At 72.5% G+C, this 14,615-nt stretch carries 10 protein-coding genes; 2 read left to right on the forward strand and 8 right to left on the reverse strand.

The annotated features are described in order from the left end of the window. Nucleotides 1–144: 144 nt before the first annotated feature. Nucleotides 145–1,593, forward strand: a complete 1,449-nt coding sequence (gene proS, locus K2F47_RS00365) for a proline--tRNA ligase (RefSeq protein ID WP_242900626.1) — start codon at nt 145–147, stop codon at nt 1,591–1,593. Nucleotides 1,594–1,609: 16 nt separating this feature from the next. Here the strand turns inward: proS and K2F47_RS00370 are convergent, their stop codons facing one another. The 8 genes from K2F47_RS00370 to K2F47_RS00405 form a co-directional block, all read right to left on the reverse strand. After that, complete coding sequence (locus K2F47_RS00370) at nt 1,610–2,104, reverse strand: DUF6328 family protein (RefSeq protein ID WP_242900627.1); 495 nt, start codon at nt 2,102–2,104, stop codon at nt 1,610–1,612. A 40-nt stretch (nt 2,105–2,144) separates the two neighbouring features. Further along, the gene (locus tag K2F47_RS00375) at nt 2,145–4,175 is read right to left on the reverse strand and encodes a SpoIIE family protein phosphatase (protein WP_242900628.1); all 2,031 of its coding nucleotides are present in this window, start codon (nt 4,173–4,175) and stop codon (nt 2,145–2,147) included. A gap of 131 nt (nt 4,176–4,306) precedes the next feature. After that, entirely contained in the window at nt 4,307–5,272 is a 966-nt protein-coding gene (locus K2F47_RS00380) for an ANTAR domain-containing response regulator (RefSeq protein WP_242900629.1), read from the reverse strand. 64 nt (nt 5,273–5,336) lie between these two features. Next, nucleotides 5,337–5,813 (reverse strand): CBS domain-containing protein, encoded by a 477-nt coding sequence (locus tag K2F47_RS00385; protein ID WP_272496391.1) that lies wholly within the window; start codon nt 5,811–5,813, stop codon nt 5,337–5,339. 123 nt (nt 5,814–5,936) lie between these two features. After that, entirely contained in the window at nt 5,937–6,320 is a 384-nt protein-coding gene (locus tag K2F47_RS00390; protein WP_242900631.1) for an SSI family serine proteinase inhibitor, read from the reverse strand. A gap of 154 nt (nt 6,321–6,474) precedes the next feature. Further along, the gene (locus K2F47_RS00395; protein WP_272496392.1) at nt 6,475–7,107 is read right to left on the reverse strand and encodes a sigma-70 family RNA polymerase sigma factor; all 633 of its coding nucleotides are present in this window, start codon (nt 7,105–7,107) and stop codon (nt 6,475–6,477) included. A gap of 549 nt (nt 7,108–7,656) precedes the next feature. Next, nucleotides 7,657–10,818: a M14 family metallopeptidase gene (locus K2F47_RS00400; RefSeq protein ID WP_242900632.1), complete on the reverse strand. Its 3,162-nt coding sequence runs from the start codon at nt 10,816–10,818 to the stop codon at nt 7,657–7,659. A gap of 191 nt (nt 10,819–11,009) precedes the next feature. After that, nucleotides 11,010–11,768: a TetR/AcrR family transcriptional regulator gene (locus tag K2F47_RS00405; RefSeq protein ID WP_242900633.1), complete on the reverse strand. Its 759-nt coding sequence runs from the start codon at nt 11,766–11,768 to the stop codon at nt 11,010–11,012. A gap of 191 nt (nt 11,769–11,959) precedes the next feature. Between K2F47_RS00405 and K2F47_RS00410 the strand changes: the two genes are divergently transcribed. Beyond that, complete coding sequence (locus tag K2F47_RS00410; RefSeq protein ID WP_242900634.1) at nt 11,960–14,551, forward strand: ATP-binding SpoIIE family protein phosphatase; 2,592 nt, start codon at nt 11,960–11,962, stop codon at nt 14,549–14,551. Nucleotides 14,552–14,615: the final 64 nt, after the last annotated feature.

A 14,615-nucleotide genomic window follows, 5' to 3' on the forward strand; every position in this document is an offset into this window, starting at 1 on the left:
CCCCCTCGTCCGGTGCCAGGCACCCGAGTCTCGGCAACGCGGTGCGACCCCGTCAAACGACTTTCGCCCGGGGCCGGGTGCCGAACGAGCGCCGAAGAAGCATTGCGTTATTACGGGGCGCCGCCAGTCAGTACCCTGATTGCCGTGAGCCGAGAAGGTGTGACACCGCAGAGCGAGGATTTCTCCGCCTGGTACAACGAGCTGGTCGTGCGCGCCCAGCTCGTCGACCGCGGCCCGGTCCGCGGCACGATGGTCATCCGACCGTACGGGTACCGGGTGTGGGAGCTGCTCCAGGCCGACCTGGACCGGCGCATCAAGGACGCCGGGCACGACAACGCGTCGTTCCCGCTGTTCATCCCGGAGTCCTATCTCAAGCGCGAGGCCGAGCACGTCGAGGGCTTCTCCCCGGAGCTCGCGGTCGTGACCGTCGCGGGCGGCAAGGAGCTGGAGGAACCGCTGGTCGTGCGGCCCACCTCCGAGACCGTCATCGGCGAGTACATGGCCAAGTGGATCGACTCGCACCGCGACCTCCCGCTGCTGCTGAACCAGTGGGCGAACGTCATCCGCTGGGAGATGCGCCCCCGCATGTTCCTGCGCACCACCGAGTTCCTCTGGCAGGAGGGCCACACCGCCCACAGCGGCGAGGACGACGCGATGCGCGAGACGATGTGGGCGCTGGACGCCTACGCCGGGGTGTCGCGCGAGCTGGCGGCGATCCCCGTCGTGGCGGGCGAGAAGACGCCCGGCGAGCGGTTCGCCGGGGCCGTCCGCACGTACACGATCGAGGGCATGATGCGGGACGGCCGGGCCCTCCAGTGCGGCACGTCCCACTACCTCGGCACGAACTTCGCCAAGGCGTTCGACATCACCTACCAGGACGAGGACGGGCAGCTGAAGCTCGCCCACACCACGTCCTGGGGGATGACCACCCGCATGATCGGCGCCGTCGTGATGACGCACGGCGACGAGAAGGGCCTCGTGCTGCCGCCCCGGCTGGCCCCCTACCAGGTCGTGATCGTCCCCATCGGGCGCAAGGAGCAGGGCGAGCAGGCCGCCGCCGAGGCGCGCCGGCTGGGCGCGGCGATCAAGTCGATGGGCATCCGCGTCCACGTGGACGACAACCGCCCGCAGCTCTCGCCCGGGTTCAAGTTCAACGAGTGGGAGATGCGCGGCGTCCCGGTCCGGATCGAGCTGGGCAAGCGCGACATCGAGGGCGGGGTCGCCACGCTCGTGCGGCGGCTGCCGACCGTCGAGGGGCAGGGCAAGGAGCAGATCCCGCTGGAGAAGGTGCCCGAGGTGCTGCCCGGCATCCTCGCCGAGTTCCAGTCGTTCCTGGTCGCCCGCGCCGAGGCGTTCCGCGAGGAGCACACCGCCGGGGTCGAGACCTGGGACGAGTTCGGCGCTCAGGTCGCGGACGGCTGGGCCCGCGCGTTCCATTGCGGCCGCACGGCCTGCGAGGACGACATCAAGGCCGAGACCGCCGCGACGCCCCGCGTGATCCCCGCCGCCGCCCCGGAGGAGGCGGGCGTGTGCGTGCGGTGCGGCGAGCCGTCCGCCTACGGCAAGCGCGTCATCTTCGGCAAGGCCTACTGACCCGCTCCGCCAGGTCCTACTGATCCGTGCCGTCGTTGGCCGACCGCCGGGTCAGATAGGGCTGGACGAACCACGCCCACGCGCACAGCGCCAGCACGGCCACCGCCGTGACCACCGCCGCCGCCTCCACCCCGAGGGTCCACACGATCAACGTGGTGGAGGCGGTGATCGACACCGCCAGCGCGAACCCGCCGAGGATCCCGAACCGGTTGGCGCGCCTGATCAGCAGGTCCTTCTGCCCCAGCCGGAACAGGATGCGGTGCTGGAACACCGGCGCGATGAAGCAGATCGACGCGAGCGCCGCCCCGAACAGCGCGATGTAGAACAGCGTCCTGCCGGTCCGGTCGACCTTGTCGAAGCCCGCCGCGAACGGGACCGTCAGCAGGAACGCGAACAGCACCTGGACACCGGTGACCGCCACCCGGAACCCCTGGAGCAGCTCCATCAGCTGCCGGTCGAGACGTTCGTGCCGGGTCTCGCGGCGGGGCTTGGAATCGGGATCAACGCTCATGAAGATCCCTTTACCCGGCGAATCGCCCGTCAGTCGCGGGTCAGGCCAGTGTGGGCGGCTCCACACGCAGGGCGAGGATCGACACGTCGTCGCGCAGGTCGCCGTCGCAGAACTCCAGCAGGGCCTCCTCGACCGCGCCGAGCATCGTGTCCAGCGGGGCGGCGGCATGCGCCGCCAGCGCCTCCAGGAGCCGCTCCTGGCCGAACTCGGTCCGCATGAGGTCGCACGCCTCCAGCACCCCGTCCGAGTGCAGGACGATGGTGTCGCCGACGCCGAGGTCGAGCGTGTCCAGCCCCGCGTCGAAGTCCTCGAACAGCCCGAGCGGCACCCCGCCCTGCGCTGTCGTCCTGATCACCCCGTCCGCGCGGACGACGACCGCCGGGGGGTGCCCGGCGGTGCCGAGCGAGACGCCGACGCGCTCGGTGCCGAGCTCCAGCCCGGCCATGATCGCGGTGACGAAGCGGTCCTCGTCCAGCAGCGCCTCGTTCACCATGCCGAGGATCTCGCCCGGGCCCGTCTTCCACCGCGCGGCCAGCCGCGCGCAGTGCCGCGCGGCCGCGGTCACCGCCGCCGCCTCCTCGCCCTTGCCGCACACGTCGCCGAGCACGAGCCCCCAGCCGCCGCCCTCGGTGCGGAACACGTCGTAGAAGTCGCCGCCGACCTCGGCGCCGCGCGTCGCGGTCATGTAGCGGGCCGCCACGCTCACCCCGGGGATCACGGGCAGCGCCTTCGGCAGCAGCCCGGCCTGGAGCGTCTCGGCGACCTCGGCGCGGCGCCGGTACAGCCGCGCCGCCCGGATCACCAGCGCCAGGTACCGGCCGAGCCGCTGCACGACGCCGAGGTCCATCAGGTCGAACGGGCCGTACTCGCCGCTCGCCGCGAGCGTGATCGCGCCGATGCAGCGGTCGCCGTCCTCGATCGGGACGCACAGCACCGACGTCGCGCCGATCATGGCGCAGACCGGCGTGCCGTCCGGGTAGGAGCCGAGCAGGTCGAGGTCCTCGATGTGCGGGCGCAGCGCGCTCTGCCGCGTCATGAACACCGTCTGGGGGAGCGTTCCGGGGGCCGGTTCGATGTCGGCCAGCGTTTGCAGGGCCTCGGTCGACCGCTCGTCCGCCGGGCCCATCACGACCTGGCGGCGCAGCTCCGCGACGGTGCCGGGACGCGCCTTGCCCGCCGGCGGCGCGCCGCCCGGCTGGCCCGGGTTCTGGCCCCCGCCGTTCGGGCCGGTCAGGTCGATGAACGCCCAGTCGGCCAGCTCGGTCGCCAGCAGCCGGGCGCAGCGCCGGACGGCGACGGTCTCGTTGAAGACCGGCTCGTCGAGCAGCAGCTCGCTCGCGGTGGCGAGGACGTCCATCCGATGGACGATCGTCGCGACGGCCTCGTCGTCGCCCGGCCCGGACGCCGCCGCCCGGGGCGTCTTCGGCTGCTTGGGGGCGCCCTGCGCGGCCGCCGGACGCCCGCCGCGCGCGTCCGGGGGGCCGGGCGCGGCGTCGGTGGGGGTGTTCGTCGGCCCGGCGGCGACCACCACCATCGGGTCGGGCTCGCCGCGGATCCACACCCGCGCCAGCGTCACGACCGCGTCGACCGGGCGGTCGCGGCCGAGGAAGCGGACCTGGACGCGGCTGCGGCGGCCCGTCCGGACCACCGCCGCGAGCTGCGAGCGCACCGCCGCCCGGGTCGCCAGGTCGCAGAACGCCGTGAACTGCTTGCCGGAGACGTAGCCGGAGGACGTGCCGAGGAGCGCCGCAGCCTGCCGGTTGACCCGCCGCACGCTGGTGTTGCGGTCGAGCAGGAACAGCGGGACGGGCGCGTCCTGGAAGACCGTCCGCAGGACCCGGCGCTCGTTCTCGGCCGCCGCCGAGCCGCTCTGCTCGGCGCCCTGCTCCGCGCCCATCGTGCGCAGCGCGGTCAGCGCCAGTTCGAGCTCCACCAGCGCGGCGTCGAGCGTGGCCCGCAGGTCGGGCTGGGGCATCCCGGCGGCCTGGCGGAGCTCGCCGATGCGCCCCTCCAGATCGGAGATCTCCCGCAGCAGGGACTCCGGTTCCAACTGGTCGGGCTGGTCCTGCATCTGGCTCCCTCTTGTCCGTGGGGCACGGTGAAACCAGATCGGCACGTGCTCTGGTCGTGGGCGGCCCCGTGATCTTGCGGGCCGCTGTTGCGCAGCTTATTCCCGTTCAGCGTATGCGGCCTAGCGACCTGCTAGGAGAGGCCCTGATCGCCGACGATCCGCTGGGCGAGCGCGGTGAGCTTCACGTGCCTGGTCTGGGAGATCCTACGCATCTCGGCGAACGCCTCGTCGGCATCGCAGCCGAGCGCGTGCATCAGGATTCCCTTGGCCTGGTCGACGACGGCGCGGGCGTGGACCGCCTCCTGGAGCTGTGCCGCCGTGCGGTGCGCGTCCTCGTACTGCCGGGTGTTGGTCACCGCCGCGCTGCCCTGCGCCATCAGCAGCGCTGCCAGGGCGTGCCGTCCCGGGCCGAGCGCGTTGGGCGTCACGCCGTACAGCGTGAGCGTGACCAGGACGGGCGGGTTCAGGTGCGCGGTCGTGGTGAAGCAGCGGACGCCGCGGCGCAGCATGTCGGCCATCGCCTCGGGCCAGCGGGTCTCCGCGAGGATGTCGTCGGAGTTCACCGTGCGGCGGCCGAGCGCCGCGTCGAAGACCGGGCCGCGGCCGCGCGCGAGCTGCCGGTCGGTGACCTCGGCGAGGTCGGGGTGGCTGGCGGCGGCGGCCAGCGGCTCCACCCGCGCGGATCGCGTGCTCTCCGCGTCGGGGGCGGGCGGCGGGACGTGCGGCACGGCCGCGCCGGGCCCAGAACCGGTTCCGGGGCCGGGCAGGCCGGGCGGCGGGACGGCCGCGTCCGGCGCGAGATCGGCCGCGCCCGGTGCGAGCTCGATCAGGGCGCGGTCGATCGGTGCGAGGCCGACCGCGTCCGGCGGGAGGCCGGCGGCGTCGAACGGCAGGTCGCCCGCCGCGGACGGGCCGGTCTCGGGGGCGCCCGGCAGGGCCCAGCGCACGCTCGCGGCGCCCGCGCACCCGGGGACGGCCCGGGACGCGAGCTCGGTCACGCGGTGCAGCGTTCCCACGTCCGAGGACTCGCCGACCATGCCCAGCCGGGCGATCTCCAACGCGAGCTGGTCGGTCAGCACGGTCTCGGTCGCTCTCACACCCTCGACCGTATCCTGCCCGCTTGTCCTGATGCGCTGCCGCTCTCCCCGATCCATGATCGCCTCAGTTGTTCGGTGGGGCCTTGCAGATGGCGGGCAGTGGCCCGCCCGCCCAGTCCATGACTCCTTCCACGCCCCCGGCTCCGTCCGCGCCTGCGCCTCCGCCCGCGTCCGCGAGGGCCAGGTCGCTGATGGACACGATCCCGATGGGGCGGTGGAGGGTGTCCACGACCGGCAGCCGCCGGACGGCCCGCTCCCGCATGAGCCGGGCCGCGGTCGCGGTGTCGTCCTCGGGGCGCAGCGTGACCAGTTCGGCGGTGCACACGTCGCCGAGCGGCGTCAACGCGGTGTCGCGGTGCTCGGCGACGGCCCGCACGACGATGTCGCGGTCGGTGATGAGGCCGCAGAGCCGCCCGGCGTAGGTGACGAGGACGTCGCCGATCGCCTCGTCCCGCATCACGCGGGCCGCCTCGTCGATTGTCGCGTCCAGGGGCAGGGCCAAAGGTGCCACGGTCATTACGTCACTTACTCGGCATGGCATCGCGTGCTCATCCTCCCGATAGCCGGCGGCTCGCGTTGGCCCGTGACGCGCGTTTACCCACGGTTGGCGCGCCTATGCGGACTGCTCGCGGTCGGTCCGGGGCCGGACCCGCGTCGCCGCCGCTCAGAAGGCGAAGACCGATCCCGTCCGGGAGTGCATGACGCAGTCGTTGCCGAACTTCGTGCGGAAGTTCACCTGCCCGCCGCGCCACCGTCCCCGCGCCTCCGCGACGACGGGGGAGTACTGCGCGGTGCACACGCGCCCGTCGGGGTCGTGGACGATCCGGCCGCCCGACCGGCGCAGCTCAGCGCAGGTCCGGGCCGCGTGCGGGTGGCTGCCGCCGTCGGGGTCGCAGCGCAGCGTCACGCTCCTGGTCCCGGAATTGTCGCGCCCCGGATATGTGAGTGTGAGCCTCAGCGAGCTCTCCGGCGCCCCGGACGCGCCCGCCGGGACGGCTGGAGCGAGGACCGCGGCGGCGGCCATGGCGAGGACGGCGATACGTGGCACCTAGACACTCCCGGGAGTCGGACGAAATATCACTCACTGTATTCGTTACGACACCCGGTGTGCCGGAAAATGAGCGACCCCGCAGTCACGGGGGAACTGCGGGATCGCGTCCAGGGGAGGGATGAGCGGGCGGGGTTGGGGGAGCTGGGGCCGGTCAGGCGGCGAGGATGTGCGCCCGGCGGTGGTCGGCGAGGGCCTCGCGGAGCTGCTTGCGGCCCCGGTGCAGGCGGGACATCACCGTGCCGATGGGGGTGCCCATCATCTCGGCGATCTCCTTGTAGGGGTAGCCCTCGACGTCGGCGAGGTACACCGCGTCCCGGAAGTCCTTCGGGAGGGCGCGCAGGGCGGCAACGACCCCGGAGTCGGGGATGTGGTCGAGGGCCTCGCTCTCGGCCGAGCGGAAGCCGGACGCGTCCGCCTGCGCCTGGGCGATCTGCCACTCCTCCAGCTCCTCGGAGCCGGCGCGCTGGGGCTCGCGCTGCTTCTTGCGGTAAGTGTTGATGAAGTTGTTGGTGAGGATGCGGTGGAGCCACGCCTTGAGGTTCGTGCCCTCCTGGAACTGGTGGAAGTTGACGTAGGCCTTGGCCAGCGTCTCCTGCACCAGGTCCTCGGCGTCGGCGCTGTTGCGGGTCATCCGCACCGCGCTCGCGTACAGCGGGTCGGCCAGCGGCAGGACGTCGCGCTCGTAGCGCTCGGTCTTCTCGTGGCGCTCGGTCTTCGCGTAGCGCTCCGTCTTCGTGCCGTGCTCGGCCGGCCGGCGGACGGGCATGGTGACAGCGGTCATCATCGCTCCCCGTTGGTCGTGACCCGTGAGGGCCGGTTGCTTGCGCGCGTTCGGGGGCGCGCGCGGACCGGGCGGACGAGCCGCCCCCCGTGCTGGGTGGTACGTGCCACCGTTCCCGACGGGTTCGGAACCGGCCTGCGGGCGCGGCGCAGCGAAGGGTCCTCGCGGCGCCGTGCCGTTCTCCTGGGGCTTGCTGGGAGGGCCGGCATCGTGTGGGGACCGGCCTCGTGTGGCGGGCCGGGGGTTCGCGCGGGCCGGTGCCGCCAGGCGACCCCGGGGGCCGGGACGTCGCGGGCTTGGCCGGTCGGGCGCTTCCACTCGTCAGTGGTGGTTCCCGTTTTGTAAGACGCCCGGGGAGGGGGCCAGGGTTGCGTGTCGTCCATCACATCAGGCACCCGGAGGGTAGAAGCGCTCGCAATCGGCGATACAGGGCGGCGAGGGATGGGAAGGCGAGGGCCCCGGCCGGTGGGGTGGTTCCCGGCCGGGGCCCTCGGTCTCTCCGGATCAGCCGATCGCCGAGTCAGCCGATCTTCGGATCAGCCGATCTCTGGATCAGTCGAGCAGGTGATCAAGGGCCCGGCGCACCAGGGCCCGCTGCTCCTCCGGAGTCCCGGCCTGCTCGACGCCGAAGCCGAGCAGGACGGTGTCCCTGGTCGCGACCGCCGCGACCGAGTCGATCAACGCCTGCGCCCGCGCGAACTCCGACGCGTTGCCCGGGCTCCCGGCAGGGGCGCCCTGGATGCTCCAGGGGCCGAGCCCGGACTCGAAGCCCTCCGCGTCGAGCAGGCCGCCGGTCGTGGTGACCTTGGTGTCGTCCACGAACAGCCCGGCGCCGCCGGTGCCCGGGTCGCTCACGTAGCTGAGGGACACCTCGACCTTCTTGCCCGCGTAGGCGGACAGGTCGAACGAGGTCGGCACCCAGCCGTTGGAGTTGCCCGTTATGGCGTTCCAGCTCCCGGAGCTTCCCGACGCGCTGCACGGCGTCCCTCCGGTGATGTAGTGCTTCAGGAAGGGGTGCAGTGTGAGCAGGTAACCCTGTTCGCACTCTGCGGGGACGACGGCGCGCGTCCGGCCGTTGCGGTCGGGCAGCGTGGTCCAGTCGTCGGCGCCGACGGTGTGCGCCTCCAGGACGATGTTGTCGAAGCCCGTCTCGGTGCTGTAGGAGAGCTGGGCCTGGAGGGCGGGGGCCTGCGCCGCCGTGACGGAGGACAGGTCCACCGTGCGGGTCAGCCGCCGGTAGGCCGAGTCCTGGTGCGGGCCCGCCACGTACCACTGGCCCTCGACCGGCTCGCTGGGCGCGGCGGCGCCCAGGTAGTCGCCGGCCTTCCAGCTCCGGAACTGCGGGAAGTCCTTCACCGGCAGGAGAGTCGAGGTGACCTGGAATCCGCCCGCCTCGTTGAGCGGGTTGGATTTGGTCCCGGTCAGGTTGGACGTGATCCCGTCGAACGGGTCCTTCGTCCCGGTGAACTGCTTCGGCGCGCCCACCAGCTGCCGGTCGAAGGCGCCGAGGTAGTACTGGAAGAAGTCGTCCGAGAGCAGTTCGCAGTCGTCGCGGTAGTTGCCGGAGACGACGCACGGCTTCTCGGGGTGCCCCTTCAGCCCGTAGTAGATCCCGCCGCCGTTCACCTTGCTCAGCTGCCCGAAGTAGCCGCTCGTCTCACCGGTGTGGAGGAGTTTGCCGCCCTCGTTCAGGTAGGCGCGGACCGATAGCACCAGGTCCTTCGCGCGGTCGGCCACCTGGGCGTCGTGGGCGTCGCCCTGGTGGGTCCTGACCGGGTCGTCGGCCGCGTCCTGCGTCAGGCGGTTGTCGCCGAGATACCAGACGACCGCCTTGAAGTGCTTCAGGACGCCGAGGCTGCTCGGCGCGCCCTGCTTGTCGATGTCCCACACGAGCGGCTTGTGCTCGGCGGACTTCACCAGGTCGGCGTACTGGCGCGCGTAGAGGGGCGCGTTCGTCCCGGCCGGGTAGGTCGGGTTGATGCCGCGGTAGTCCTCGTCCGCTATCACCAGGACGTCCGCGCCGCGCCGGGACTGGACCGTGTAGGTGAAGTGCTTGCCCTCGACGCGCTTTCCGGCCTTCTCCCCGCTGAACCACACCTCGACCTTGTCGCCGGGCCTCTGCCCGGTGACCTTGCCGCGGTATTCGGCGTAGTAGTTGTCGTTCTCGTCCCCGAACCGCTCACCGCCGCGCCATTCGCGGGCGCCGTCGTGGCGGACGCGTCCGCCGTTGATCCGGTAGTTGAGGTCCCTGTTCCGCACCGACCGGCGGATGTAGGACGAGACCTCCTGGGTGGAGCCGAGCGACGTGGAGAACGCGCTGGTCTCGAAGTCGGGGGCGACGCGTCCGACGGACGAGACGGGGTTGTCGGGCGTCTGCGCGGACTTGCCCACGGAGAGCGCGAACGGCAGGTTCTTCTGGAACTCGTGCGCGATCAGCCGCTCGTCGTCCGGGAACTCGAAGATGCTGCCGCACTTGTCGGGCGTCCACTCATCGTCCGGGAAGGTGTTGGCGGCGGTCCGGCACGTCGCCATCTCCGGCGTGATCGACAGCGCGCCGTATTCGTTGTCGGCCTGGCCGTCGGTGTCGCCGTTGGTGGTGTAGAGCTGCGCGCCGAGCTCCGGCGTGTACCCGGGGACGGCGGGGTGGTCGATGTCGCCCACGAGCGCGTCATGGATCACGTCGTCGGGGCTGCGGGTGAGCGCCTGCCATCCGACGCCGTGCAGCAGCAGCTCCGCGGCGGAGTGGTAGTTGACGAGGTAGGTCGGGCGGACGCGCTTGTAGAGCCCGGTCTGCGCGTTCGTCTCCGGCTCGGACGCGGGGGAGGCGCCGCGGAAGGTCTCGTTCGCCGGGTTCGGCGACGACCCCTCGTTGTCGTAGCCCCACTTGTAGGGGAAGTTGCGGTTGAGGTCGACGCCGTCACCGGCCGTGATCTTGCCGTCGCCGTTGTTGTCATGGGCGTTCTTGCGCCAGAGCCGGAAACCGTCGGTGAACGTCAGGTCGTACCCGTCGACGTTGACGACGGGCAGGAACCACAGCTCCGTCGTGTCGACGATCTTCGTGAGCTCCGCGTCCCTGCCGTAGCCCTCGACGTAGTGGTGCAGGAGGCGGCGGACCATCTCCGGCGTGATCCACTCGCGCGCGTGCTGCGTCCCCTGGTAGACGACCACGGGACGGGTGTGGTCCTTGAGCGTCGCGACGTCCTTGCTGACGCGGACGGCGGTGATGGGCTTGCCCTGGACGGACGTCCCCAGGTCCACGGCCTTCGCGATGGACGGGTGGTCGGCGGCGACCTTCAGCAGCTCGTCATGGATGTTCCCCGCGCCGCTGTAGGGGCGGAACACCTTCGGCGGAGCGGCCTTGAGGCGCTGCTCGACGTCCTTGCCCTGCACCTTCTTCACCGTGAGGGGCAGCCCCTGCCTGGCGAGCGCCGTCGCCTGGAGGCCGTTCATGACGGCCTCCACGTGCAGGCGGCCGCCCTGGCCCTGGCCGATGCTGACGTCCTCCCGGTCGACGCCGGACCGGTCCAGCAGCTTCACCTGGTCGGCGGTCAGCTCGCCGGAGTAGACGTCCACGGGGCCGCCCGCCGCCGGGGTGGGCGGCGATGCGTTCGCGGGGGCTGCGGCGAGCGTTCCGATCAGGAGCGCCGCCGCGGCCAGAATGGGCGTGAGTCTTCCGCGCCGAAAACGGGCGTGCCGGACAACCGTGCGCGCCATCGCGCCTCCCTGACATGGATCACAACGGGGGTTGCGTGATCGTCTGCCGAGGCAGGATGGGTGTCAATGTGACATCGGTGCCGTTTGCCGCATTCGGTCAGTTTGTGCGGTCTGTGCACCTAAGGGGCCGATGGAACGTCCCGTCGCTCGTTGGAACGCGACAAAAATGCGCGCTTCAGGGGATGCGCGCTTCAGGAGGGGACGTGGCCGGTGATGATCGCGGGGACCAGGGACGCGGCGAACTCCTCCGGGTCGTCCGGAAGCCGTGCCCCGGTCGCGACCGGCTCCGGCCCGGCGAGCCGGATCAGGAAGGCGTGCTGCTGGCAGCCGCCCAGCAGGGCGGCGGCGAGGTAGGGGAGGGGCGCGCCGTCCAGGACGCGTCCGGCCCGCTGCTCGGCCTCCAGGTAGCCGATGAGGGCCGCGTGGCCGAGGACCGGCCCGGCGGTGGCGCCGCCCGGAGGACCGGCGGGCGGGCCGCCGGGCGCGCCCGGAAGGCCCGTGCTGGAGGACGCCGTGCTGGAGGACGCCGTGCCGGAGGGCGCCGCGTCCTGGCCACTCCTGGCCCGTCCCCGCGGTTTGGCCTGCGCGGCCTCCTGCGCCCTGGCGGGGCCGTCCGCCCGCAGCCAGGCGATCAGCTCGGGGTCGGCGAGGACGGGCCCGGTCATCGGCAGCAGCTCGCCGTAGAAGCGGATCATGTCGGCCGCGAGCCGGACGAGGTTGCCCTCGACCGTGCCCTGTCCGACCGAGCCCATCAGAGCCGCCATCGCCGTCCGCGCGGTGGCCGTGACCTCGCCCAACGCCGCCGCGAACAGCGCCGTCTTGTTGGCGAAGTGGTTGTAGAGGCTGCCCTCGGAGACGCCCGCGTTGCGCGCGATCTCCTTGGTCGTCGCGGCCGTGATCCCGCGGCCGCGGATCACCTCGATCGCCGCCGCGAGGATCCTGTCCCGCATCGGCTCCGTCACCGCTGCCACTCCGTCGCCACCTCCCGCGTGCCGCTGGACACTAGCACGGCCCACGTATTGAGTGAGCACTCACCCGAGCCAGTTTAGCGGAACGGCGGCGCTGCGCCTTCACTCAAGGTAATCTTCCGTTCACCATTGGTTGCCGGATGTGCCGCGCCCTCGCGCAGGGAGGGGTCCGCGTGAGCCTCATCGGAAGTCACTCGCCGCCGCATGCGGAAGGCGGCACGCCCCTGGAACCGCCTGATTCGGGCACGTCCGTGCCCGCAGGCGCGGACGTGGATGTGGGCGCGGACGTCGATGTGGACGTGGGCGTTCTCCGGGACGCCCACGCGCCCCGGTTCCTGGAGCAGAACCTGCTCGGCGTCGCCCACATGGCCGCCGTCACACTGGACGGGCGCGGCCGGGTCACCCACTGGGACCGCACCGCCGCCGAGCTGTTCGGCCTGGGGCGCTGCCAGGCGCTCGGCCGCCCGCTGACCACGGTGCTGAGGCTCCCGCAGGAGCACCGCGCCGCGTTCGAGCCGGACGTGTACGGATACGTATGGTGCGGCGCGTGCTCCGTCCCCCGCGTCGACAACGGGGAGCTCGCGGAGGTCGGGTGGTGGGTGTACCCCATCGACCGTCCGGGAGCGGACGAGGGCGACCCCGGCATCCGCGTCCTCGCGCTCGCCGCCGATCTGCGGCGGCTCCGCACCGACGGCACCGGCCTCATGATGGACGGCGTCCTCGTCGCCCACCCCGACGGGTCCGCGCACCGCGCCGCCGGGGCACGGCTCCTGCGCGTCGAACCCGCGCTGGCGCCCCCGTCCAGGGGCGGGCCCCAGATCGCGCCGTTCACCCGCCACCTTCTCGAACTGCTCCCCGTGACGGGGCCCGCCGCCGAGCCGATCACCTCCCGCGTCCTCGGCCTCGGCGCGCCCGCCCTCAACCTCAGCGTGCACGTCCGGCTCCCCGTCGCCCCCTACCGGGGCGACGTGCCGCGCGCGCTCCGGGTCAGACCCCGCGCCGCCGGGTCGCCCGCCCCCGATCCGCGCCCCGAACAGGGAATAGAGGCGATGGCCGTGATGGAGCCGCTGACCTTCCTCAGCGAGGCCGGGCAGCAGATCGGCAGTTCGCTGGACCATCTGCAAGCCGCCCGGACGCTCGCCGAGGTGCTGGTGCCCCGGCTCGCCGACTTCGCCGCCGTCGACCTCCTCGAAGGCGTCGTCGCCGACTCGGCGCCGCCCGTCGGCGAGATCGGCGAGATCACGCAGATGCGCCGCGTCGCCGTCGCCCACAACGACGACCCCGGCCGCTGGGAGGACACCGTCCCCCGCGACGCGAGGCTGTCGTTCCAGAAACGCTCGCCTTTCGTCCAGGCCATGCGCACCGGGCGGCCCGTGCACATCCCCCGGGTCAGCCCGGAGAGCTCCGCGCAGATCTCCGCCTCGCTCGGCGTCGATCTGCGGGCCCTGTACGCCGACCGGACGCTGCTGATCGCCCCGCTCATCGCGCGCGGCCGCGTCCTCGGCACGTTCGAGCTGCTCCGCAAGCCCGACCGCCCCGGCTTCGACGAACTCGACCTCGCCATGGTCGACGAGCTGTCCCGCCGGGCCGCGCTCTGCATCGACAGCGGGCGGCTCTACCGGCGCGAGGTCCAGGTCGCGCAGGAACTCCAGCGCAGCATGCTCCCGGACGACCCGCCGGAGGTCGCGGGCGCGCGCGTGTGCTACCGCTACCGTCCCGCCGGGCAGGCCGCGCAGGTCGGCGGCGACTGGTTCGACGCCATCCCGCTGCCCGGCTGCCGCCTCGGCATCGTGGTCGGCGACGTCATGGGGCACGGCCTCACCTCCGCCGCGATCATGGGCCAGCTGCGGACGACCGTCCGCACCCTCGCCGCCCAGGACATGCGGCCCGACATCCTGCTCCGCCAGCTCGACGTCCTCGCCCGGCGGCTCGGCGAGGACTACCTCGCCACCTGCCTGTACGCCGTGTACGACCCGATCGCGCGGCGCTGCCGCCTCGCCAACGCCGGGCACGTCCCGCCGGTGCTGGTGGCGCCGGGCGGCGACTCGCGGGTGCTGCCCGTCCCGCCCGGCGTCCCGATCGGCGTCGGCGGCGAGCCGTTCGAGACCGTGGAGATCGACGTCGCGGACGGCTCGCGCCTCGTGCTGTGCACCGACGGGCTCCTCGAACGCCGGGACCGCGACATCGACCAGGGGCTGGAGGAGATGCGGGCCGAGCTCGCGGGCGACACCCGGCCGCTCGACTGCGCCTGCGACGCGCTCCTGGCCGCGCTCGGCACCGCCACCCCCGCCGACGACATCGCCATCGTCGCCGTCGGCCTGGACGGCATCCCCGGCGGCGACGTCGCGACCTGGGAGCTGGAACCCGAGCCCGACATGGTGCCGCTGGCCCGCGCGCAGGTCGCCGACCGCCTCCTCGACTGGCGGATGGAGGGGATCACCGACAACGTCCAGCTGCTCGTCAGCGAACTCGTCACCAACGCGCTCGTCCACGGCGCCGGGGCGATCGGCCTGCGGCTCATCAAGGGCAGGACCCTGCTCGGCGAAGTCCACGACGACGGCCAGGAGATGCCCCAGCTCTGCCACGCCGAGGCCACCGACGAGTCCGGGCGCGGCCTGCAACTCGTCAGCCATCTGGCCGCGCGCTGGGGGACGCACCGCACCGACCACGGCAAGGTCGTCTGGTTCGAGCACCCCCTCCCGCGCGAGGCCGAGGAGTGCGAGCCCGAGGAGTGCGAGCCCGAGGGGTCCGAGCCTGGGAGGTAACTGTCCCCCCGGCGCCATCTACTCTCGCGTGCCCCCGTCCGTTCTGATCGAGGGTGACGACCCG

Origin of the sequence: Actinomadura terrae, assembly GCF_022751215.1 — a bacterium.
GTDB classification, from domain to species: Bacteria; Actinomycetota; Actinomycetes; order Streptosporangiales; family Streptosporangiaceae; genus Spirillospora; species Spirillospora terrae.

Excerpts from the sequence above, each read along its gene's own strand:
- K2F47_RS00405 (WP_242900633.1), bottom strand. The coding sequence starts at position 11,768 with ATGCGGGACAGGATCCTCGCGGCGGCGATCGAGGTGATCCGCGGCCGC.
- K2F47_RS00400 (WP_242900632.1), bottom strand. The coding sequence starts at position 10,818 with ATGGCGCGCACGGTTGTCCGGCACGCCCGTTTTCGGCGCGGAAGACTC.
- K2F47_RS00375 (WP_242900628.1), bottom strand. The coding sequence starts at position 4,175 with ATGCAGGACCAGCCCGACCAGTTGGAACCGGAGTCCCTGCTGCGGGAG.
- K2F47_RS00370 (WP_242900627.1), bottom strand. The coding sequence starts at position 2,104 with ATGAGCGTTGATCCCGATTCCAAGCCCCGCCGCGAGACCCGGCACGAA.
- K2F47_RS00395 (WP_272496392.1), bottom strand. The coding sequence starts at position 7,107 with ATGATGACCGCTGTCACCATGCCCGTCCGCCGGCCGGCCGAGCACGGC.
- K2F47_RS00385 (WP_272496391.1), bottom strand. The coding sequence starts at position 5,813 with ATGCCATGCCGAGTAAGTGACGTAATGACCGTGGCACCTTTGGCCCTG.